This is a genomic window from Pseudomonas sp. NFACC10-1 (genome assembly GCF_900119195.1).
In the GTDB taxonomy this organism is placed as follows: Bacteria; Pseudomonadota; Gammaproteobacteria; order Pseudomonadales; family Pseudomonadaceae; genus Aquipseudomonas; species Aquipseudomonas cerasi.
Genome location: NZ_FPJB01000006.1, coordinates 173439 through 194004 on the forward strand (window position 1 = coordinate 173439; position 20566 = coordinate 194004).

The following is a 20566-nucleotide window of genomic DNA, read 5'->3' on the forward strand; positions in this document are numbered from 1 at the left end:
GCGGTTGACGAGCGTCAGTCCAGCTCCACCAGTATCGCGCCTTCGTTGACCATCTCGCCCTCATGACAGTAAAGCGCGGTAATCACCCCGGCGCTGGCGGCGCGGATGCTGTGTTCCATCTTCATGGCTTCCAGCACCACCAGTTGCGCACCAGATTCGACAGCCTGACCCACTTCAACCAATACCCGCACGATGCTGCCATTCATCGGTGCCGTCAGGCCTGCATGCTGACCGTCACCGACGTCTGCCTGAGCGATGGCGTCCAGCCGGATGACGCTGTGCAGCTCGTCTTGCCATTCGAGGTACAGCGTATTGCCGCGCCGTATCGCCAGGTGTCGTTGGCGCATACCGTTGTGCTCGACCTGCAGATGCTCGCCACTCAGAGTGAATAACGACGGGCTGCTGTTGTGCAGGCAGGTGTTGCGGGTCTGACCGTTGCAGCTCAGTCGCAGATCCGTCTGCGCGGGCAGGCCGGCGCGAAAGCCACTGCCGACTGACCAGGGCGAATACGGATCGGCTCGGTCGATGCGTGCCGGTTCGCTCTGGCTGAAGGCCTCGGCGGCGGCCTGCCAGAATGTCTCGTCTGGCTCATCGATTTGCGGCAGCAGTTGCGTCTGATAGCGGGGAATAAAGCCGGTATCAAGCTGCGCGGCGGCGAACGCTGGATGCGCGATGATTCTGCGCAGAAACGCCAGGTTGGTCCGGACTCCGCCCACGGCAAACTCATCGAGCATGGCCAGCAGGCGCAGACGGGCTTGCTCGCGGTCTTCACCCCAGGCAATCAGCTTGCCGAGCATCGGGTCGTAGAAGGGCGAAATGTTGTCGCCCTCGGCAACGCCGCTGTCCACCCGCCTGCCGGGGCCGGGGGCAGGCTCTCTGTAGAGCTCCAGGGTGCCGGTTGCCGGGAGAAAGTCGTTGGCCGGGTCTTCGGCGTATAGACGGACTTCGATGGCGTGGCCGGTCAGGGGCACCTGCTCCTGGGTGATGGGCAGCGATTCGCCTCTGGCGACGCGGATCTGCCATTCCACCAGGTCCAGCCCCGTGATGTACTCGGTGACCGGGTGTTCCACCTGCAGGCGGGTATTCATTTCCATGAAGAAAAACTCGCCGCGTGCGTCCAGAAGGAACTCGACTGTACCTGCACCCACGTAGCCGATGGCTTGCGCGGCTTTCACTGCGGCTTCGCCCATGGCTTTGCGCAATGTAGCTGTCAGGCCGGGCGCTGGTGCTTCCTCGACGACCTTCTGGTGTCGGCGTTGAATGGAGCAATCGCGCTCATTGAGGTACAGGCAGTGGCCATGCCGGTCGGCAAATACCTGTATCTCGACGTGGCGCGGGGTGAGCACGTATTTCTCCACCAGCATTCTCGCGTCACCGAACGAGGACAGCGCCTCGCGTTGCGCGGAAGCTAGCGCTTCGGCCAGTTCGCCAATGTGCTCGACCACTTTCATGCCTTTGCCGCCGCCACCTGCGGTGGCTTTCAACAGCACCGGATAGCCGATGCGCTCGGCCGCAGCGCGGAATGTTTCGATGTCCTGTGCTTCACCGTGGTAGCCAGGCACCAGAGGCACGCCTGCCTGTTCCATCAATGCCTTGGCGGCGGATTTGCTGCCCATGGCATCGATGGCCGAGGCGGGTGGACCGAGGAAAATCAGCCCGGCGTTTTCGATGGCGCGCGCAAAATCGGCATTTTCAGACAGAAAACCGTAGCCGGGATGGATCGCGTGCGCGCCACTCGCCCTGGTGGCTTCGAGAAGCTTGTCTATCGCCAAATAACTCTCTGCGGCCTTGCTGCCGCCAAGGTCCACGCAGATATCGGCCTCGCGGCTATGTCGTGCGTTACGGTCAATGGCGCTGTGCACGGCGACCGTGGTGAGGCCCATGTTTTTAGCCGTGCGCATGATGCGGCAGGCAATCTCGCCGCGGTTGGCAATCAGCAGCGTGGTCAACTCGGGCGTGCTCATGACTGCGAGTCCTTGTGTGGATCGTGCCGGGCTGCCGAGGCTACGGCAACGGGATCGCCAGGTGGCTGATGGTTGACTGGCTGCCAGCCGGGCGTACGTTTTTGCAGGAAGGCTCGCAGGCCTTCCTGTCCTTCGGCACTGCTACGGATGCGCGCGATGGCGCTTTCACAGTAGCGACGCAGCGCGGGGGTCAGCTCACCGTTGCCGACTTCGCGCAGCAGCTCCTTGCTGACGCGCATGGCCTGCGGGCTGTTGAGCAACAGGTTGTCGACCCATTGCTGCGTTTGGTCTTGCAGCTCTGCAGCCGGGTAGCACTCGGCGACCAGGCCGATCTGCTGCGCCCGCTGGCCGTCGAAGCGCTCGGCCGTGAGGGTGTAGCGTCGCGTGGCGCGTTCGCCGATGGCCTGTACCACGAAAGGACTGATGACCGCTGGCGCCAGGCCGATGCGCACTTCGGACAGGCAGAACTGCGCATCCACCGCTGCAATGGCCATGTCACAGCAACCGATCAGGCCCAGCGCACCGCCGAATGCTGCGCCCTGTACCACGGCGAGCGTCGGGATTTTCAGCTTGGCGAGGCCGTACATCAGCTCTGCCAGTTCGCGGGCGTCATCCAGGTTGGTGTTGTAGTCCAGGTCTGCTGCCTGCTGCATCCACGCCAGGTCGGCACCGGCACTGAAATGCCGGCCACGGCCGCGCAACAGCAGGAAACGCAGGCTGGCATCGCCTTGCACCTGCTCCAGCGCGATAATCAGCTCGCGGATCATCTGCGCGTTGAAGGCGTTGTTCTTGTCTGGTCGATTCAGCCACAGCGTGGCAAAGCCACGTGGGTCGTTGATCAGCTCTATGGTTGCGAAGGAGGTCGAAGTCATGGTCATTTCCCGGCTCACATTCGGAACAGGCCGAAAGTGGTAGGTTCGATGGGCGCGTTGAGCGAGGCGGAGAGGGCAAGCGCGAGAATATCGCGGGTTTGTGCCGGGTCGATGACCCCGTCGTCCCACAGGCGGGCGCTGGAATAGTAAGGATGACCCTGATGCTCGTACTGATCGAGGATCGGCTGCTTCAGTTCGGCCTGCTGTTCGGCGCTGAACGCCTGGCCAGCCCGTTCGGCCTGTTCGCACTTGACCTGCACCAGCACGCCGGCAGCCTGTTCGCCGCCCATCACGCCGATCCGCGCGTTGGGCCACATCCATAGAAAGCGCGGGTCGTAAGCGCGGCCACACATGCCGTAGTTTCCTGCGCCGAAACTGCCGCCAATGATCACCGTGAATTTCGGCACCCTGGCGCAGGCCACGGCGGTCACCAGCTTGGCGCCATGCTTGGCGATGCCGCCGGCTTCATACTTCTGGCCGACCATGAAGCCGGTGATGTTCTGCAGGAACAGCAGGGGGATGCCTCTCTGGCAAGCGAGCTCGATGAAGTGCGCGCCTTTCTGGGCTGCTTCTGCGAACAGGATGCCATTGTTGGCGAGAATCGCGATCGGGTAGCCGTGCAGACGCGCGAAGCCACACACCAGCGTGGTGCCGAACAGGGCCTTGAATTCGTCGAGTACTGAGCCGTCCACCAGGCGTGCGATGACTTCCCGTACATCGAAGGGCTGTTTTGTGTCGACGGGGATGATGCCGTACAGGTCATCGCCGGGGTACAGCGGTGCAATGGGCGCGACCGTGTTCAGTTGACCCTGCTTGCGCCAGTTCAGATTGGCGATGCTGCGTCGCGCCAATGCAAGTGCGTGATCGTCGTTGTCCGCGTAGTGGTCGGCCACACCGGACGTGCGGCAGTGCAGATCGGCACCACCCAGCTCTTCGGCGCTGACCACTTCGCCGGTCGCTGCCTTGACCAGTGGCGGGCCGGCCAGGAAGATCGTGGCCTGCTGGCGGACCATGATCGCCTCGTCGGCCATAGCCGGTACGTATGCGCCACCGGCGGTGCAGGAGCCCATGACCACCGCGATCTGGGCAATTCCTTGTGCACTCATGTTGGCTTGATTGAAGAATATCCGTCCGAAATGTTCGCGATCCGGAAACACCTCATCCTGACGTGGCAGGTTGGCGCCGCCTGAGTCCACCAGATAGATGCATGGCAGGCGGTTCTGCTGGGCGATCGTTTGTGCGCGTAAATGCTTTTTGACGGTCAGCGGGTAATAGGAGCCGCCTTTGACCGTGGCATCGTTGGCGATGATCATACATTCGACGCCCTCGACCCGGCCGATTCCGGCGATCACGCCAGCGGCCGGCACCTCTTCGCCATACACCTCATGCGCAGCCAGTTGGCCGATTTCCAGAAACGGCGAGCCGGTGTCCAGCAAGCGGTTGATACGCTCGCGCGGCAGCAACTTGCCGCGTGAAGTGTGACGCTCCTGGGCTTTGCGGCCGCCCCCTTGCTGGACGTTGCTCAACAGCGAGCGCAGTGCTTCGACCTGCTTGAGCAGGGCGTCGCGATTGAGGATGAATTCGGGCGAGCGGGTGTTGATTCGGGTCTGCAGGATGGTCATGGTGGCTCCGCAATCAACGGGTTTCGTTGAACAGTTCGCGACCGATGAGCATGCGCCGGATTTCACTGGTGCCTGCGCCGATCTCGTAGAGTTTGGCGTCGCGCAACAGTCGGCCCGCCGGGAACTCGTTGATGTAGCCATTGCCGCCCAGAATCTGGATGGCTTCCAGCGCCATCTGCGTGGCGCGCTCGGCGCTGTACAGGATCACCCCGGCAGCGTCCTTGCGAGTGGTCTCGCCGCGGTCGCAGGCCTGGGCCACCGCGTACAGGTAGGCCCGGCTGGCATTGAGCTGGGTGTACATGTCTGCGACCTTGCCCTGAATCAGCTGAAACTCGCCGATACTCTGGCCGAACTGCTTGCGGTCGTGAATGTAGGGCACCACCACGTCCATGCACGCCTGCATGATCCCGGTGGGACCGCCGGAGAGCACGACGCGCTCGTAATCGAGGCCGCTCATCAGCACCCTGACGCCACCATCAAGCACGCCCAGCAGGTTCTCCTCGGGCACCTCGACATCATCGAAAAACAGTTCGCAAGTGTTGGAGCCGCGCATGCCCAGCTTGTCGAACTTGCTGCCGCGCGAGAAGCCTTTCCAGTCGCGTTCGACGATAAACGCACTGATGCCGTGGGCTGCCTTTTCCAGGTCGGTCTTGGCGTAGATCACGTAGGTGTTGGCATCCGGCCCGTTGGTGATCCAGGTCTTGCTGCCGTTGAGCACATAGCGATCACCGCGCTTGTCGGCGCGCAGTTTCATCGACACCACGTCCGAGCCGGCATTGGGTTCGCTCATGGCCAGTGCGCCAACGTGTTCGCCGCTGATCAGCTTGGGCAGGTAACGGGCCTTTTGCGCCGGGCTGCCATTGCGATTGATCTGGTTAACGCACAGGTTGGAATGGGCGCCATAGGACAGCGCCACGGATGCCGAGCCACGGCTTATTTCTTCCATCGCCACGACGTGAGCCAGATAACCCAGGCCCGCGCCACCATATTCTTCGCTGACAGTAATCCCCAGTACGCCCATTTCACCGAACTTGCGCCACATGTCGGCGGGGAACAGGTTGTCCTTGTCGATCTGCGCGGCGCGCGGGGCAAGCTCTGCGGCGACAAAAGACTGCAGCTGATCACGCAGCATGTCGATGGTTTCGCCCAGGGCGAAATTCAGGCTGGGGTAACTCATGGGGCGTTCCTTTTTGTTCTTGAATGACGCTTTGTTCGTGGGTCGGTTGTGGCGTGTACCAGCTATGACCTTTACGTTAACGTAAACCTGTAGGATTGTGCTGTCAACGCCGATGCCGATGTGAACAAAGCGTGATCGGACTGTAGTGTTCAATCATGAGAGAAGAGGGCGGAACGCCGGAAAGCACGAAGGGGAGCCTGGGCTCCCCTTCAAGGTATGTTGCTATGCTCTTTTTTGTTTTTCGGGAGGCCTGTTGTTGTTTTTGGCGACCTGGCCCTTCACATCTTTTTTGAGCGATCCGCATGCGGGACCAAGAGCAAACGTATTTTTTTGAGCGCTGATGACACTTTCATCGTAGTGATCCAACCAGTTCGGCAGCTGCCTTGGGGCAGTTTTATTGTTCTCTGTCTGGCTGCGAACGACTTGCCAGGCAAGCGGTTCAGAAAAGCTATCCACTTCAAAAAAATCTGTTAGCTACGTCTCTGTCCGTGTTGTTCTTGTTATGTCAGAGCCGGTACGTGTTGTTTTTATTGGGTTACTGCGTGTTTTTATTTTTGTTGTACGAAGGGTATAGCAGGACCCGTGCCAGTTTTTCAAAACCCCTGTAATACCGGGGGATGACCTTGTTTTTCCGGCATCGGACCGTTTGATTCTGCGGCCGAGTGTTTCCGTGTTACCCGTTTGTCTCGACTCGACGCGGGGCAGAGTAACACTCTGTGGCAAGTTGTCGCACCCTGTTACCGACAGACGACGACAGCGTTACGCAGACAATCTGGCCTTTGCTACACGAGAGCCATTGCTACGGTGCAGCACGTTGCAGATGCGCTGGCCCGCCGCGATGACCTGGTCCAGATCGACGCCGGTTTCGATACCCAGCCCCTGCAACATATACAGCACGTCTTCAGTGGCCACGTTGCCGCTGGCGCCCTTGGCGTAAGGGCAGCCACCGAGGCCGGCCACGGAGCTGTCGAACACCTGGATGCCTTCCTCCAGGCTTGCGTAGATATTCACCAATGCCTGGCCATAGGTGTCATGGAAGTGGCCAGCCAGCTTGCCGCGCGGTATCTGCGCAGCCACGGCGTTGAACAATGCCCGTGTAGCGCCCGGCGTGCCGGTTCCGATGGTGTCGCCCAAGGAAATTTCATAGCAGCCCATCGCGTGCAGTTCGTTGGCGACCGTCGCGACCTGTTCGGGCGAAACGCTGCCCTCGTAAGGGCAGCCCAGCACGCATGACACATACCCTCGAACCTGCACACCATGCATGCGTGCTGCTTCCATGACAGACGCGAAGCGCTCCAGGCTTTCGCTGATCGAGCAGTTGAGGTTGCGTTGCGAGAACCCTTCGGTCGCCGCCGCGAACACCGCGACCTCCCTGACGCCGGCCGCCAAGGCATCTTCAAAGCCACGCAGATTTGGCGCCAGCGCCGAGTAGATGACGCCCTCACGACGCTGGATGCGTTCGAACACCTGTGCAGAGCCCGCCATCTGCGGGACCCATTTGGCCGAGACAAAACTGCCGACCTCGATATGGCCCAGCCCGGCTGCCGTCAGGTCATCCACCAGACGCACCTTGTCGTCGACACTGATGGGTTGTGCTTCATTCTGCAGGCCGTCACGCGGGCCGACTTCAACGAGATTCACCTTTTGCGGAAGGGACATGGCAGCGCCTTTGTAGTCAGTGCGAATGGTCAGAGTGGGGCGGCAGCGGTTTTATCGAGTGCGGCTCGGCAGCGCTCTTCGGCGGTGTCCAGCTCCAGCTGCATCTGGTGGATGTCCAGCAACTGCTGTTCCAGCTGATCACGGCGTTCGGCGATCTTGTCCAGCATGGTCTGCAACTGCTTCTGGTTACCGCCGGCAGGGTCGTATAACGAGATCAGTTCCTTGCACTCGGCCAGGGAAAAACCGATGCGTTTGCCACGCAGGATCAGTTTCAGGGTGACCTTGTCACGCGCCGTATAGATACGCTCCAGGCCCTTGCGTTCAGGGCTGAGCATGCCTTGCTCTTCGTAAAAGCGTATGGCGCGGGTGGTGATGTCCAGCTCGCGGGCGAGCTCGGAAATACTGTAGGTCTGACTGCTCATGGCGTGGCTCGGAAAGGTATACAGCCGCAAAGCTAAGGGTTGCTTTACGTATACGTCAAGCTGTGTGGCGGTGCCAAAGGTCGAGAGGTCACACTCCGGCACTTAGAAATCACATTAACTAAACGATTTAAATGCTTATAAATCATTGGCTTGTATTTTCTATTTCATGTCTTTTCGAGGCTCTGCTCCTGCGCCACAACCCGCTGCGAAAGCTCGATGATCTGTTCTCGCATCCAGCGATTGGCCGGGTCCTGATCGGTGCTTTCATGCCAGTACAGGTGGGTTTCGACCGAGGGAACATCGGCGACTGGCAGGTAGACATAGTGTAAGTCGTTACGACGGGCGAAGCGCTCGGGTACGGTCATGACCATGTCGGTCTGCTGCAGCACCTGAGTTGCCATCATGTAATGCTGCGAGCGCAAAGCGATCCTGCGCTGGATGCCCATCTTGCCGAGCGCCAGATCCACATGACCCAGCCCGCTGCGGCGGCTGGAAATATGGATATGCGCCTGGCTCAGGTAATCGTCGAGGGTCAGAATGGCCTTGTTCGCCAATGGATGGCCCTTGCGCATGCCACACACATAACGGTCCTCCATCAGCTTCACATGCCGCACTTGCGGGTCAGTGTTGAGCGGCGCGTCCACGGCGAAGTCGAGGCGCCCGGCAGCCAGCTCCTTGGTGGTTTCCCGGCGCTTGGACAGAAAGCTTTCGATGGTCACCGCAGGTGCCAGGCGTCGCAGGCGCTGGAACAGCGCGGGCAGGATCACCGCTTCGGTCAGGTCGGTCATGCTGATGCGGTAGTTCTTGTTGGCCTGTAACGGGTTGAAGATGCGGCTTTCCTGCACCGATACCCTGAGCAACGAAAGCGCATTGCGCACCGGGCCAATGATGTTCTGCGCCATCGGTGTCGGCACCATGCCTTGTGCCGTGCGCACGAACAGCGGGTCATTGAAGGTCTCGCGCAACCGCGCCAGTGCGTTGGAGACCGCAGGCTGGGTGATGCCGACAATCTGTCCGGCGCGGGTCAGATTGGCTTCGGTATAAATGGCGTCGAAGACAATGAAGAGGTTGAGATCGACCTTGTTCAGGTTCATTGATGGGGCGCCTCGTGCCGTTATTGTGATTGACTGTTTAGAGGGGCGTAATGCCGCAATGGTGATGGATCATATATCGGTTATGAATGTTTATACACGCTGAGAATAGATTAGATAAATGTGCAGCGGTTCTCTAGCATCGCGTTCATGACTTCGACAACCCGATCGACACGGTGGCGACCCCATGGATTTTGCGTATTCCCCGAAGGTGCAGGCCCTGCGTGAGCGCGTCACGGCGTTCATGGATGCATACGTCTATCCGGCCGAGCCGGTTTTCGAGCGGCAAGTGGCCGAAGGGGATCGCTGGCAGCCCACGGCAATCATGGAAGAGCTCAAGGCCCGTGCCAAGTCGGAAGGCTTATGGAATCTGTTCCTGCCAGACTCCGGGTTTGGCGCCGGCCTGAGTAATCTGGAGTACGCGCCGCTGGCGGAAATCATGGGTCGCTCACTGCTCGGTCCCGAGCCCTTCAATTGCTCGGCGCCCGACACCGGCAACATGGAGGTACTGGTCCGCTATGCCAGTGAGGACCAGAAAACCCGCTGGCTCGAACCGCTGCTGCGCGGTGAAATTCGCTCTGCCTTTGCCATGACCGAGCCCGACGTGGCCTCATCGGACGCCACCAATATGGCCGCGCGCGCTGAGCGTGACGGTGACCAATGGGTCATCAACGGGCGCAAGTGGTGGACCTCCGGTGCCTGCGACCCGCGCTGCAAAATCCTGATATTCATGGGCCTGAGCACTCCTGAGGGGCCGCGCCATCAGCAGCATTCGATGATTCTGGTGCCGGTCGATACGCCCGGCGTAAAGATCGTGAGGCCACTGCCGGTGTTCGGCTATGACGATGCGCCCCATGGCCATGCCGAAGTGCTGTTCGAAAACGTCAAGGTCCCGTTCGAAAACGTGCTGCTTGGTGAAGGGCGAGGGTTTGAAATCGCTCAGGGAAGGCTAGGACCAGGGCGCATTCACCACTGCATGCGCTCGATCGGCATGGCGGAGCGGGCGCTGGAGCTGATGTGCAGGCGTTCCATTGACCGCGTTGCGTTCGGCAAACCGTTGGCCAGGCTGGGCGGCAATATCGACCTGATCGCCGACTCGCGCATGGAGATTGACATGGCACGCCTGCTGACCCTGAAAGCGGCGTACATGATGGACACCGTCGGCAACAAGGTTGCCAGAAGCGAAATCGCGCAGATCAAGGTGGTTGCCCCCAACGTGGCGCTGAAGGTCATAGACCGAGCGATTCAGATGCACGGTGGCGCCGGGGTTTCCAATGATTTCCCGCTGGCCTACATGTACGCCATGCAGCGTACCCTGCGTCTGGCTGACGGCCCGGATGAAGTGCATCGCGCTGCCGTCGGCAAGTATGAACTGGGCAAATATATGCCGGCAGATCTGGCGCGCAGCCGACTCTAGCTGTCAGCCAATTACTGCACCCAGACTTCGACGCGACGGTTCTTGATCCGGCCGTCGTCGATATCGTTGGTGGCCACCGGCATCTCGTCACCCAGGCCAACGATATCGCGGAACGTCACGCCACTTTTCAGCAGTTCCCGGCGCACGGCCATGGCACGCAGCCTGGAAAGCAGGGCGGCACGCTCCGGGTCGCTCTTGGCGTCGCCGAAGCCGACCAGCGTCACATGCCGGTCCAGTTTGTCGCTGGATTTCAGGTAATCCGCGACCCGCTTGAGGTCCTGCTGCGCCTTGTTGTCCAGGCGTGCGCTGCCTTGGGCAAAGCGAAAGTTGACGGACAGGCGTTCGGCCTTGCGTGCCAGCGCCTGGTAATCGGCGGGCATCTGCGCGGTAGGCTGCACCTTGAGCACCTGCACGGTCTGCGCGACAAAACCGCTCTGCGCGACGATGGCCTGGCCGTCGGCGCTCTGCGCGAAACGGACCAGCGCCTGCGCCCAGCGCTGATGGGCCGAGGTGGGCACATAAAAGTACAGTCGTCGCGACAACGGATAGTCTTCGGTGGCAATCAGGCTGACGGTCGGCAGCATGGGCCTGGAATCGCCGTCGGCTATGGCCACCGCCTTGGCGCGGCGGATGGAAGGCAGGCCGATGAAGCCGATGCCATTGATGTCCTTGCTGACTTCGTCGGAGAGCTGTTCGCTGGATTCGAATCGCGCGGCGCTGCCGAGCAGGGTCTTACCGTATTTGCTCAGTACAAGGTCCTTGAACGTCTCGTAGGTGCCGGACTTTTCATCGCGAACATAGAGATGGATGGCGCCTGGATTGCCACCGATTTCACTCCAGTTCCTGACTTCGCCACTGAAAATGCGCGCCAGTTGAAGGGTATCCAGTTGTCTCAGCGGATTGGCGGGATGCAGGATCACTGCAACGCCGTCGATGGCAATGGTTTGCTCGCTGGCTGCGCTTTTCAGGTCACCGAGGCTGGCCAGATCTTTGGCCTCCTGATCCTTGATCGGTCGAGAGGAGGCCGCGACATCCGCACTGCCGGCTTTCAGCGCAGTGAAACCGGTGCCTGAGCCATGTGCGGCGACTTCGACACTGACGGGTTGACCGGCGGCCGTGGTTCCGATGACGCGCTGTTCATTGAGGGTGTTGCCGTGAAGGGTCTGTACCGATTGCAGACCTTGCTGGCGCATCAATCCTTCGACCAGCGCAGGTCCGAGTTGGGCATTGATGGTGTTGGAGCCTTGAATGCGCAACGCCGGTATATCGCCAGCAGGCAGCGGCAGTGCGGCTTGCGCGAAAGCGGGCAGGGTGGCGCTCGACAGAATGAGCGCCGTAAGCAAAGCGCGCAGCATCGGCGTCACCATGAATCACGGGAGGGTGCCGGGAGAATAAGTCAGAGAGATTGCCGGAATATGACAATTTCAGGGTCTGTGCGTGTTTCAGTTTTCAGCGCGACCCACCCCTTATAAGGAAGGATCGCGCAGGAGGAGCCTGGGAGGGGATCAGTCAGCTGAGTTCCAGCCAGATGGGCGCGTGATCGGACGGTTTTTCCATTCCGCGCAAATCGTAATCCACACCCGCTTCCTTGATGCGTGGCTGCAGACCGGTAGAGGTCATGATCAGATCGATGCGCAGGCCGCGTTTGGGCTCGTCTTCAAAGCCACGGCTGCGATAGTCGAACCAGCTGAAGCGGTCGACGACTTCCGGATACAGGTGCCGAAAGCTGTCCACCAACCCCCAGTTTTTCAGGCGCTCCATCCACTCCCGCTCTTCAGGCAGAAAGCTGCACTTGCCGGTTTTCAGCCAGCGTTTGGCGTTGTCGGCGCCAATGCCGATATCGCAATCCTGCGGAGAGATATTCACGTCGCCCATGACGATCAGCGGCTGATCGTTACTGAAGTGGCCTTCGAGCAGTGTTTGCAGGTTCTCGTAAAAGCGCTGTTTGGCGGGGAATTTTGTCGGGTGGTCGCGGCTCTCGCCCTGTGGAAAGTAGCCATTCATGATGGTTACCGGCTGGCCGTTGCTGTCGGCGTAAGTCCCCCAGATGAAACGCTTCTGGGATTCCTCGTCATCGCCTTCGAAACCCTTGTGCAGGGCCAGTGGCGCGTTGCGAGACAGCAGAGCGACACCGTAATGGCCTTTCTGGCCGTGGAAGTGAACGTGATAGCCCAGCGCTTCGACTTCCGCCTGGGGGAATTGCTCGTCCGAAACCTTGGTTTCCTGAAGACCGATCACGTCAGGTTGATGTTTGTCGATCAGCGCCGCCAGCTGATGCGGTCGAGCGCGCAGACCATTGATGTTGAACGAGACGATTTTCATAAAGCAGCGGTCCTGAGCAAAAACAAACAGCGATGCTAGCCGACCTGTGGTTTCAGGACCAGTGCCGTGTCGGAAGCGCAGGCCAGGGGGTGTCTGGATAATTCGTTGGAACTGTTATCAATGGCCATCACTCGAAAGCCTGCTTGCCAAAACCGCTGCGCCAGACGCAGTTCCGTTAACACGAGGCCCTTTATGTCCCTACCTGCTGCCATCACGGGTGAAATTCGCCAACTCGACAGTGGTTATTCCCGTGAAACCCGCTCCTTGCTGTTCAGGGCCTACCGGCACGATCCGACATTTGCCTATCTGTTCAACGCCGAGCGTGAGGGATATGAGCAACGTGTGTTGGCGACCATTCGCCAGCTGGTCAAACAACACTTTCTACAAAACCAGCCTGCGCTGGGCCTGTTCCTGCAGGACCGTTTGGTCGGCGTAGCGCTGATCGCACCGCCGCAGCGTCGTCTGGGTGTCACCGAAAGCTGGGCCTGGCGTCTGCGCATGGTGATGGACACCGGTCTGGGCTGTACTCAACGCTATCTGGCCTATTACAACGCAGTGCTCGCCTGTGTGCCGTCGGAAACCGTGCATGTGCTGCCGTTGATAGGCCTTGATCCGGAGTTCCAGGGGCAGAAGCTCGGTCAGGACCTGAGCGAGCAACTGCTGGCAGCGTTGCATGACTGGTGCGCAGTGGATGAACACTCCCAGGGCATCGTGGTCGATACCGGCAATCCGCGTTATCTGGAATTCTATAAGCGACAGGGCTACGAAGAGATCGGTGAAATTGCTGTAGGCCCTGTCCGAGAGCATGTGTTTTTTCATCCGAACCCTCAGGTTTCACTGCCGGTCCCTGACGTAATGGCCTGAATATCCGACAATTCGTGGGCTTCCAGTGCAGCCTGTCGATCGTGGTAGCATCTACGCCCATGAAGCTTTTCAGACTATTCAGCAGCGTGTTCCTGATGACCATGAGTGCGGCGGCGCTTGCCCAGGCCCGCCTCGACGTCAGGATCAAGCCTGCCAATCCGCAACTCAAGGCCAACGTCGAAGGGTATGTCGGTGATTTGGGCGAGCGTGACGTCCAGGCGCTGCGTAATTTCAGCCTCGGCGCTGAGCAACAGGCGGAAAAAGCCGCTCAGGCGCTGGGTTATTACCAGGCGCAGATCGACAGTGAGATCAAGGACGGAGATCAACCCAGCCTGGTGATCAACATCCAGCCGGGCGAGCCCATTCACCTGCGTAACGTGGTGATCCGGGTCGAAGGGCCGGCGGCAGCAATGAAGGCCTTTCGTGTGCCGAGCAGCGACGCGCTGAAAAGCGGCGCGGTGTTGAACCACGGCAACTATGAAGACGCCAAGCGCCTGATCCAGAATCAGGCCTCGCGCTACGGATTTTTCAGTGGCCATTTCACCAGTCAGCGTCTGGCCATCGATCCGCGGGCCGGTGTGGCCGATATCGAACTGGTTTATGAAAGCGGACCGCGCTACACGCTCGGCAAGGTCATGTTCAGCGGCGACGCGCCATTTGATGACGATCTGCTCAAGCGCATGGTGCCGTTCAAGGAGAACACGCCCTACGACTCCCAACTGATTGCCGAACTGACCCAGGCGATGCAGGGCAGCGGCTATTTCGAGGGCGTACGGGTCGATGCGGCGCCCACCGCAGCGCAAAACCAGGTCATTCCGGTGACCGTCCAGCTCGAAACCCGTAAACCTCGCACCATGGGCCTGGGTCTGGGCTATTCGACCGACGTCGGCCCGCGCGGCAAAGCCAACTGGACCCGGCACTGGGCCAACCCTCAGGGCCACAGTTACGGTTTCGAATCCGAGATATCCGCGCCACGGCAGAATATCGGCCTGTGGTACGACGTGCCACTTGATCCGCCGCTGACCGACAAATTGCGCTACGCCGGCGGGTATCAGTACGAAGAGATTGCCGGAACCGACAGCCTCAGCAAGTTGCTGACTGCCGGGCCGGAATGGCACAGCAAGCTGCCCAGCGGTTGGGAACGGGTCATATCCCTGAAATGGCAGCGTGAAGAATATCGCCTGGGTGATGACGCCGGCCTCAGTACGCTGCTGATGCCCGGTATCAGTTACTCGTATCTGCGCAGTGACAATCGCATCGACCCGCACCAGGGTTATCGCCTGCAATTCGATACGCAGGTGGCCAAGGAGGGCATGTTGTCTGACGCTAACCTGGTGCATGCCAATGTGCTGCTCAAAGGGCTGACCACCGTCGCGCAAAATCACCGCTTTCTCGGTCGCGTGCAGTTTGGCGGCAACCTTACGGACGGTTACACCTCGATACCGCCATCGCTGCGCTTTTTTGCCGGCGGCGATCAAAGCGTGCGCGGCTATGACTATCAGAAGCTGTCACCGACCAATTCTGACGGCGACCGTATCGGCGGCCGGTATATGTTTGCCGGTAGCGTCGAATACCAATATTCCATTGCTGACAAATGGCGCCTGGCGACCTTCATCGATCAGGGCAACTCGTTCAACAGCCTGGACAAGCCAGACCTGAAAACCGGGGTGGGTTTCGGCGTGCGCTGGGTATCTCCAGTGGGCCCGCTGCGTCTCGATCTGGCACACGCGCTGGACGATGACGGCGGAATCCGTCTGCACTTTTCGATGGGGCCGGAGCTTTGAACACGTCGAACATCTCCCGCGGAGCCAAGGTCGTCGGGCTGGGACTTGTCGCATTACTGCTGCTTGTGGTCATTATTGTCGCGCTGCTGCTGGGCACCCACACGGGCAGCCAGTGGGCCCTGGCTCGGGTACCCGGCGTACAGCTGGAAAACTTTCAGGGGCGACTGGGTAGCCAGTGGAGCGCCGAGCGTCTGGTATGGCAGCAGGGCGCAGACCGTGTCGAGGTTCAATCCGTCGATTTCGCCTGGACGCCTGCCTGCCTGTTGAAGATGACGCTGTGCATCGACCGTCTGCATGCGCAGCAGGTGCTGATGCACTTCCCGCCGAGCGATACGCCCGCCAGCGACGGCCCGATCCAGTTACCGACGCTCAGGTTACCGCTGGCGCTGCAACTGGGTGATATACAGCTGGGTGGTCTGCAACTGGATGGCGTCGAACAATTGCGCGATCTCAAGCTGGCAGCGCACTGGACAGCCGAAGGCTTGAAGATCGACAGTGCGCACCTGCAACGTGATGCGCTTGTGCTGGACCTCAATGGCCTGCTGAAACCCGAGGGCGACTGGCCACTCAGCGTGCAAGGTCAACTGCAACTTCCACCACAGGATGGCCAGCCCTGGGCGCTGGCGCTGGATATTCAGGGCGACCTGCTGAAAACGCTGCAACTCAAGGCGGACAGCAGCGGCTACCTGCCGGGTTTGCTGACCGGCGAGTTGCAACCCCTGGCCGAACATCTTCCTGCACGCATCAAGCTGACGGCCGAGCGCTTCAAACCCAGTGCTGCATTGCCTGATACGTTGCAACTGGACCAGTTGCTGCTGACCGCCGAAGGCAATCTTGACTCGGGCTATCTGATAGATGGCAGCGCCAACCTTCCCGCAGAGAAAGGTCCTGTCGCGTTGTCATTGAAAGGAAACGTGGATGCCAACGGCGCAACCATCGCCGGACTCGATCTGGCCGCCGATGATCAGCAGCGTCTGGCCATCAACGGCAAGATGAACTGGCAGAACGGTTTTTCTGCAGATGCGAGCATCGACTGGCTGGATTTCCCCTGGCAGCGCCTGTATCCATTGGCGTCAGCGCCTCAAGTGGCATTGCATGCCTTCAAGGGCGATATTTCCTATACCGATGGCAAATACCTCGGCAATTTCAACGCCAGCCTCAAAGGGCCTGCCGGTGCATTCACCCTGGTCAGCCCGTTCAGCGGCAATCTGCAAGAGATCCATCTGCCGCAACTGGAACTGGTCGCAGGGCAGGGCAAGGCCAGCGGTTTCCTGAACCTGCAATTCGCTGACGGCATCGGCTGGGATACGGCTCTGGACCTGAGTGCGCTGGACCCTTCATTCTGGGTTGCCGAACTGCCCGGCACACTGGCAGGCCCGTTGCGCAGCAAAGGTCAGATGCGCAACGCGCAGCTTGAACTCAGCGCAGACCTCGATTTGAAAGGGCGTTTGCGTGGTCAGCCGGCGCTGCTGCAAGCCAAGGCTGACGGCCATGATCAGCAATGGAATGTCAGCAGCCTGAGCATCCGCCTCGGCGACAACCGTATTCAAGGTGCGGGTAGCCTGCAGGAGCGTCTCAAGGGGCAGCTGGACCTGGATCTGCCGCGTCTGGCCCAGCTTTGGCCACGCTTGCAGGGGCAAGTCAAAGGCCGGCTGGACCTGGCCGGAACGCTACAGGCGCCCCAAGGGCAATTGGCCTTGCAGGGCAGCCAGCTCGCCTTGCAGGACAATCGTCTGCAGACCCTCACGCTCAACGCCAGACTGGATCAGGCGCAGCGCGCGATCATCAACCTGAAAGGTGCCGGTATTCAGGCTGGCGATACCCAGCTGGGCACCTTGCTGGTAGACGGTCAGGGCACACTCAAGAGCCAGCAGCTGAAGCTGGATCTGCAAGGACCGCTGCTCAAGCTGGCCATCGGCCTTGACGGTGGCCTGGACAAGGGTGATTGGCGAGGCCGACTGGCCAGCGGTACGGTGCAGAGCGGCGGGCAGAACTGGCGTTTGCAGCAGCCGGCGAAGATCGAGCGTCTGGCCGATGGCCGGCTCAACTTCGGTGCCCATTGCTGGTTGTCCGGGGGCGCCAGCCTGTGTGGCGGCGATCAGCGCCTGATGCCGGAGCCCCATCTGCGTTATCAGCTCAAGAATTTCCCCCTGGACAGCCTGGCGCAATGGATGCCCAAGGATTTTGCCTGGAAGGGCGCGTTGAATGCAGACGTGCAGCTCGACATTCCGGCAGCTGGCCCCAGCGGCAAGGTCACGATTGACGCCGGAGGCGGCACGCTGCGGGTACGCAACAACAACCAGTGGCTGGACTTCCCTTATCAGACGCTGAAACTGGCCACCACGCTGGCGCCCAAACGCATCGACACGCGTCTTGACTTTGAGGGCGGCAAGCTGGGAAGGCTGTTGCTCAACGCACAGATCGACCCGCTGGCCAAGGACAAGACCCTGGCGGGCGACTTCAATCTCTCGGGGCTGGATATCTCGGTGGCACGTCCTTTCGCGCCGATGGTGCAGAAACTCAATGGGCGTCTGAATGGCAATGGCCGGTTGTCAGGCACGTTGCTGGCGCCGCTGGTCAACGGCAACGTGACGCTTGAAGGGGGTGAAGTGGCGGGGGCAGAGCTGCCTATGGAACTGCATGACCTCAAGGTCCAGGCGTTGATTGCCGGAGAAAGTGTACAGCTCAACGGTGGCTGGAAAAGTGGCAGCACCGGGCAGGGCAACATAGGCGGTCAGGTGGCTTGGGGGCAAAGCCTGAATGTCGATGTGAGCCTCAAGGGCTCGCGCCTGCCGATCAATGTCGAACCCTATGCGGCGGTAGAGGCGGCGCCTGACCTGAAAATCTCCATGCAGGGCGAGCGACTGGCGATCTCCGGCAAGGTGCTGGTGCCCAAGGGCGCGATTACCGTACGCGAGTTGCCGCCGTCCACTGTGAAGCTCTCCGGTGACACAGTGATCGTCGGACAGCAGACCGAGGAGGGCGCTCCGCCGCTGGCCGTGGCGATGGATATCGATGTGGAAGTCGGCCAGGAAAAGCTCAGTTTCAGCGGGTTCGGGCTCACCGCCAATCTGGTCGGGCATGTACACATTGGTGACAATCTGGACACTCGTGGCGAGCTCAACCTGAACGACGGTCGTTATCGTGCCTACGGTCAACGGCTGACCATACGCAAGGCGCGTTTGCTGTTTGCCGGCCCGGTCGACCAGCCTTATCTGGACATCGAGGCGATTCGCCAGACCGACGACGTGATTGCCGGTATCCGCCTGACCGGCAGCGCCGAGCAGCCCACCACCGAGGTGTTTTCCGAGCCTGCGATGAGCCAGGAGCAGGCGCTTTCCTATCTGGTCATGGGCAGACCGCTCAGCACTTCCGGCGAAGACAACAACATGGTCGCTCAGGCTGCGCTGGCACTGGGTGTTGCGGGCAGCTCGTCGACCACCGGCAAGCTCGCGGACAATCTGGGTATCAAGGATTTCGAGCTGGACACTTCGGGAACCGGCGACAAGACCAATGTGGTTGCCAGCGGCAAGATCACCGACAAGCTCAGCCTGCGTTATGGCGTAGGCGTGTTTGAACCGGCCAATACCATTGCCTTGCGCTACCTGCTCAGTAAGCGCGTGTACCTCGAGGCCGCGAGTGGTGTTGCCAGCTCGCTGGATATTTTCTATAAAAGGGACTTCTAGGCGAGGGCTGGTGGCGGTAACGGCGCGGCCCTGTGCCGAACCGCCTGGCCTTTCTCGAGCGTCCCTCTTGCAACTGCAAGTCCCTTCACACGTCATTTACCTTCAGGTTGCCGGTCATCATGGATCGATTCAACGCCATGCGCGTGTTCACCCGTATCGTCGAACTCGGCGGTTTCGCCAGGGCGGCCGAGAGTCTGCACATGCCTCGTGCTTCGGTAACGATCCTGATCAAGCAGCTGGAAGCGCACCTGGGCGTACAGCTTTTGCAGCGTACGACGCGTCAGGTCAGCGCCACCCCTGACGGCAAGGCCTATTACCAGCGCTGCGTCAGCCTGCTGGCCGATCTGGACGATGCCGAAGCATCGTTTTCGGCGACGGGGGCCGAGCCCAAGGGGTTGCTGCGTGTCGATCTGCCCGTCAGTCTGGGGCGCATGATCATCATCCCGGCGTTGCCTGAATTCAGCCGGCGCTATCCGCAGATCCGCCTGGAAATCGGCATGAGCGACAGGCCGGTCGATCTGATCCGCGAAGGCGTGGACTGCGTGCTGCGTGCCGGCGCCGCACTGGATGAAACACTGGTTGCCAGGCCGCTGGGCAGTCTGACCCAGATCACCTGCGCCAGTCGTGAATACCTGGAGCAATACGGCACGCCCCGGAACCTGAATGAGCTCGCGCAACATCAGGTAATCGAATATTTTTCGACCAGTACCGGCAAGCGCTATGGCCTGGAGTTTATGGCCGATGGCATGGACGTTGAGCATGCCTCGGCCTGCTCGATCGCTGTCAACAGTGCCGATGGCTATGTCGCGGCGTGCGAAGCGGGATTCGGCCTGATTCAGGTGCCGCGCTACCATGTCGCCGCGCAATTGCGTAGCGGTGTGCTGGTGGAAGTGCTGCGATTGCATCGTCCGCCGCCACTGCCACTGACGGCCCTTTACCCCCCGCATCGACAGTTGTCACGACGAGTGAGGGTATTCGTTGATTGGCTGGTGGAATTGTGTGCCCACACAGATATCAGGGACAGACTGGTTTCCTGAAAAAATTCAGAATTATCCCATATAGGCCGCGGCACACTTTCGTGTTTAACTTCCGGCTCTTTCATCCATTTTGAAAAGGAACGTGTTTCATGGCTCAAGTGACCCTCAAAGGCAGCCCCGTTCAGGTCAGTGGCAACCTGCCTGAAGTCGGTAGCAAGGCACACGATTTCACGCTGGTTGGCGCAGGTCTTGCCGATAAGACCCTGGCGTCCTTCGCCGGCAAGCGCAAGGTATTGAACATCTTCCCGAGCGTCGATACGCCGACCTGTGCCACCTCGGTACGTAAATTCAACACCCAGGCCAATGACCTGAGCAACGCCGTTGTTCTGTGCATCTCGGCTGACCTGCCGTTTGCCCAGGCCCGGTTCTGCGGCTCCGAAGGTCTGGAAAATGTCCAGAACCTGTCCTCTTTCCGCAGCGCCGATTTTGCTCAAAATTATGGTGTTGCCATTGCAGACGGCCCGCTCACGGGTCTGACAGCACGCGCCGTGGTCGTTCTGGACGAGAACGATAAGGTACTGCACAGCGAACTGGTTGCCGAGATTGGCAGCGAGCCCAACTATGACGCTGCATTGGCTGTGCTGAAGTAACTTTCCGCAACCTGTCGACGGCCTGAATCCGCTCAGGCCGTTTTTTTTGTTTGTGCGTC

The 20566-nt window shown here is 60.2% G+C and carries 16 protein-coding genes; 7 read left to right on the forward strand and 9 right to left on the reverse strand.

Annotated elements, in window-relative coordinates; genetic code table 11:
* Positions 1–14: 14 nt before the first annotated feature.
* From BT119_RS18230 to BT119_RS18245, 4 genes are read right to left on the reverse strand one after another with little or no spacing between them, the layout of a single operon-like run.
* Positions 15–1964: an acetyl-CoA carboxylase biotin carboxylase subunit gene (locus BT119_RS18230; RefSeq protein ID WP_072366541.1), complete on the reverse strand. Its 1950-nt coding sequence runs from the start codon at positions 1962–1964 to the stop codon at positions 15–17.
* Positions 1961–2836, reverse strand: a complete 876-nt coding sequence (locus BT119_RS18235; RefSeq protein ID WP_058397038.1) for a gamma-carboxygeranoyl-CoA hydratase — start codon at positions 2834–2836, stop codon at positions 1961–1963. The genes BT119_RS18230 and BT119_RS18235 overlap by 4 nt, the downstream gene beginning before the upstream one ends.
* 14 nt (positions 2837–2850) lie before the next feature.
* The gene (locus BT119_RS18240; protein ID WP_072366542.1) at positions 2851–4458 is read right to left on the reverse strand and encodes a carboxyl transferase domain-containing protein; all 1608 of its coding nucleotides are present in this window, start codon (positions 4456–4458) and stop codon (positions 2851–2853) included.
* Between the two features lie 13 nt (positions 4459–4471).
* A complete protein-coding gene (locus BT119_RS18245) occupies positions 4472–5635 on the reverse strand; it encodes an isovaleryl-CoA dehydrogenase (protein WP_003434122.1) in 1164 nt (387 codons plus the stop codon).
* Positions 5636–5851: 216 nt separating this feature from the next.
* On the opposite strand from BT119_RS18245, the gene BT119_RS18250 reads away from it, so the two are divergent.
* A complete protein-coding gene (locus BT119_RS18250) occupies positions 5852–6109 on the forward strand; it encodes a hypothetical protein (protein WP_003369416.1) in 258 nt (85 codons plus the stop codon).
* A 285-nt stretch (positions 6110–6394) separates the two neighbouring features.
* Here BT119_RS18250 and BT119_RS18255 read toward each other — a convergent pair whose 3' ends face one another.
* The 3 genes from BT119_RS18255 to BT119_RS18265 form a co-directional block, all read right to left on the reverse strand.
* On the reverse strand, positions 6395–7294 hold the full coding sequence (locus BT119_RS18255) for a hydroxymethylglutaryl-CoA lyase (RefSeq protein ID WP_058396971.1): 900 nt from the start codon (positions 7292–7294) through the stop codon (positions 6395–6397).
* Positions 7295–7323: 29 nt separating this feature from the next.
* Entirely contained in the window at positions 7324–7716 is a 393-nt protein-coding gene (locus BT119_RS18260; RefSeq protein ID WP_042930746.1) for a MerR family transcriptional regulator, read from the reverse strand.
* A gap of 164 nt (positions 7717–7880) precedes the next feature.
* Positions 7881–8810, reverse strand: coding sequence for a LysR family transcriptional regulator (locus tag BT119_RS18265; protein WP_003434117.1), 930 nt, complete (start codon positions 8808–8810; stop codon positions 7881–7883).
* A gap of 184 nt (positions 8811–8994) precedes the next feature.
* On the opposite strand from BT119_RS18265, the gene BT119_RS18270 reads away from it, so the two are divergent.
* Entirely contained in the window at positions 8995–10224 is a 1230-nt protein-coding gene (locus BT119_RS18270) for an acyl-CoA dehydrogenase (protein ID WP_058396970.1), read from the forward strand.
* Between the two features lie 11 nt (positions 10225–10235).
* Here BT119_RS18270 and BT119_RS18275 read toward each other — a convergent pair whose 3' ends face one another.
* On the reverse strand, positions 10236–11579 hold the full coding sequence (locus BT119_RS18275; protein WP_072366544.1) for a substrate-binding domain-containing protein: 1344 nt from the start codon (positions 11577–11579) through the stop codon (positions 10236–10238).
* 154 nt (positions 11580–11733) lie between these two features.
* Entirely contained in the window at positions 11734–12546 is an 813-nt protein-coding gene (xthA, locus tag BT119_RS18280) for an exodeoxyribonuclease III (RefSeq protein WP_003369429.1), read from the reverse strand.
* A gap of 192 nt (positions 12547–12738) precedes the next feature.
* Here xthA and BT119_RS18285 point away from each other — a divergent pair, with 192 nt between their 5' ends.
* From BT119_RS18285 to tpx, 5 genes are all read left to right on the forward strand, one after another.
* Positions 12739–13410 carry a GNAT family N-acetyltransferase gene (locus BT119_RS18285; RefSeq protein ID WP_003345438.1) on the forward strand — a complete coding sequence of 224 codons (672 nt, stop codon included), beginning with the start codon at positions 12739–12741 and terminating at the stop codon, positions 13408–13410.
* A gap of 59 nt (positions 13411–13469) precedes the next feature.
* Positions 13470–15194 (forward strand): autotransporter assembly complex protein TamA, encoded by a 1725-nt coding sequence (locus BT119_RS18290; RefSeq protein ID WP_003369431.1) that lies wholly within the window; start codon positions 13470–13472, stop codon positions 15192–15194.
* Positions 15191–18880 carry a translocation/assembly module TamB domain-containing protein gene (locus tag BT119_RS18295; protein WP_072366546.1) on the forward strand — a complete coding sequence of 1230 codons (3690 nt, stop codon included), beginning with the start codon at positions 15191–15193 and terminating at the stop codon, positions 18878–18880. Before BT119_RS18290 ends, BT119_RS18295 begins: the two co-directional genes overlap by 4 nt.
* A 119-nt stretch (positions 18881–18999) precedes the next feature.
* Positions 19000–19917, forward strand: a complete 918-nt coding sequence (locus BT119_RS18300) for a LysR family transcriptional regulator (RefSeq protein ID WP_003434111.1) — start codon at positions 19000–19002, stop codon at positions 19915–19917.
* 89 nt (positions 19918–20006) lie between these two features.
* Complete coding sequence (gene tpx / locus BT119_RS18305) at positions 20007–20507, forward strand: thiol peroxidase (RefSeq protein ID WP_003369437.1); 501 nt, start codon at positions 20007–20009, stop codon at positions 20505–20507.
* Positions 20508–20566 lie beyond the last annotated feature (59 nt).

Excerpts from the sequence above, each read along its gene's own strand:
- BT119_RS18230 (WP_072366541.1), bottom strand. The coding sequence starts at position 1,964 with ATGAGCACGCCCGAGTTGACCACGCTGCTGATTGCCAACCGCGGCGAG.
- BT119_RS18235 (WP_058397038.1), bottom strand. The coding sequence starts at position 2,836 with ATGACTTCGACCTCCTTCGCAACCATAGAGCTGATCAACGACCCACGT.
- BT119_RS18240 (WP_072366542.1), bottom strand. The coding sequence starts at position 4,458 with ATGACCATCCTGCAGACCCGAATCAACACCCGCTCGCCCGAATTCATC.
- BT119_RS18245 (WP_003434122.1), bottom strand. The coding sequence starts at position 5,635 with ATGAGTTACCCCAGCCTGAATTTCGCCCTGGGCGAAACCATCGACATG.
- BT119_RS18250 (WP_003369416.1), top strand. The coding sequence starts at position 5,852 with ATGTTGCTATGCTCTTTTTTGTTTTTCGGGAGGCCTGTTGTTGTTTTT.
- BT119_RS18255 (WP_058396971.1), bottom strand. The coding sequence starts at position 7,294 with ATGTCCCTTCCGCAAAAGGTGAATCTCGTTGAAGTCGGCCCGCGTGAC.
- BT119_RS18260 (WP_042930746.1), bottom strand. The coding sequence starts at position 7,716 with ATGAGCAGTCAGACCTACAGTATTTCCGAGCTCGCCCGCGAGCTGGAC.
- BT119_RS18265 (WP_003434117.1), bottom strand. The coding sequence starts at position 8,810 with ATGAACCTGAACAAGGTCGATCTCAACCTCTTCATTGTCTTCGACGCC.
- BT119_RS18270 (WP_058396970.1), top strand. The coding sequence starts at position 8,995 with ATGGATTTTGCGTATTCCCCGAAGGTGCAGGCCCTGCGTGAGCGCGTC.
- BT119_RS18275 (WP_072366544.1), bottom strand. The coding sequence starts at position 11,579 with ATGCTGCGCGCTTTGCTTACGGCGCTCATTCTGTCGAGCGCCACCCTG.
- xthA (WP_003369429.1), bottom strand. The coding sequence starts at position 12,546 with ATGAAAATCGTCTCGTTCAACATCAATGGTCTGCGCGCTCGACCGCAT.
- BT119_RS18285 (WP_003345438.1), top strand. The coding sequence starts at position 12,739 with ATGTCCCTACCTGCTGCCATCACGGGTGAAATTCGCCAACTCGACAGT.
- BT119_RS18290 (WP_003369431.1), top strand. The coding sequence starts at position 13,470 with ATGAAGCTTTTCAGACTATTCAGCAGCGTGTTCCTGATGACCATGAGT.
- BT119_RS18300 (WP_003434111.1), top strand. The coding sequence starts at position 19,000 with ATGGATCGATTCAACGCCATGCGCGTGTTCACCCGTATCGTCGAACTC.
- tpx (WP_003369437.1), top strand. The coding sequence starts at position 20,007 with ATGGCTCAAGTGACCCTCAAAGGCAGCCCCGTTCAGGTCAGTGGCAAC.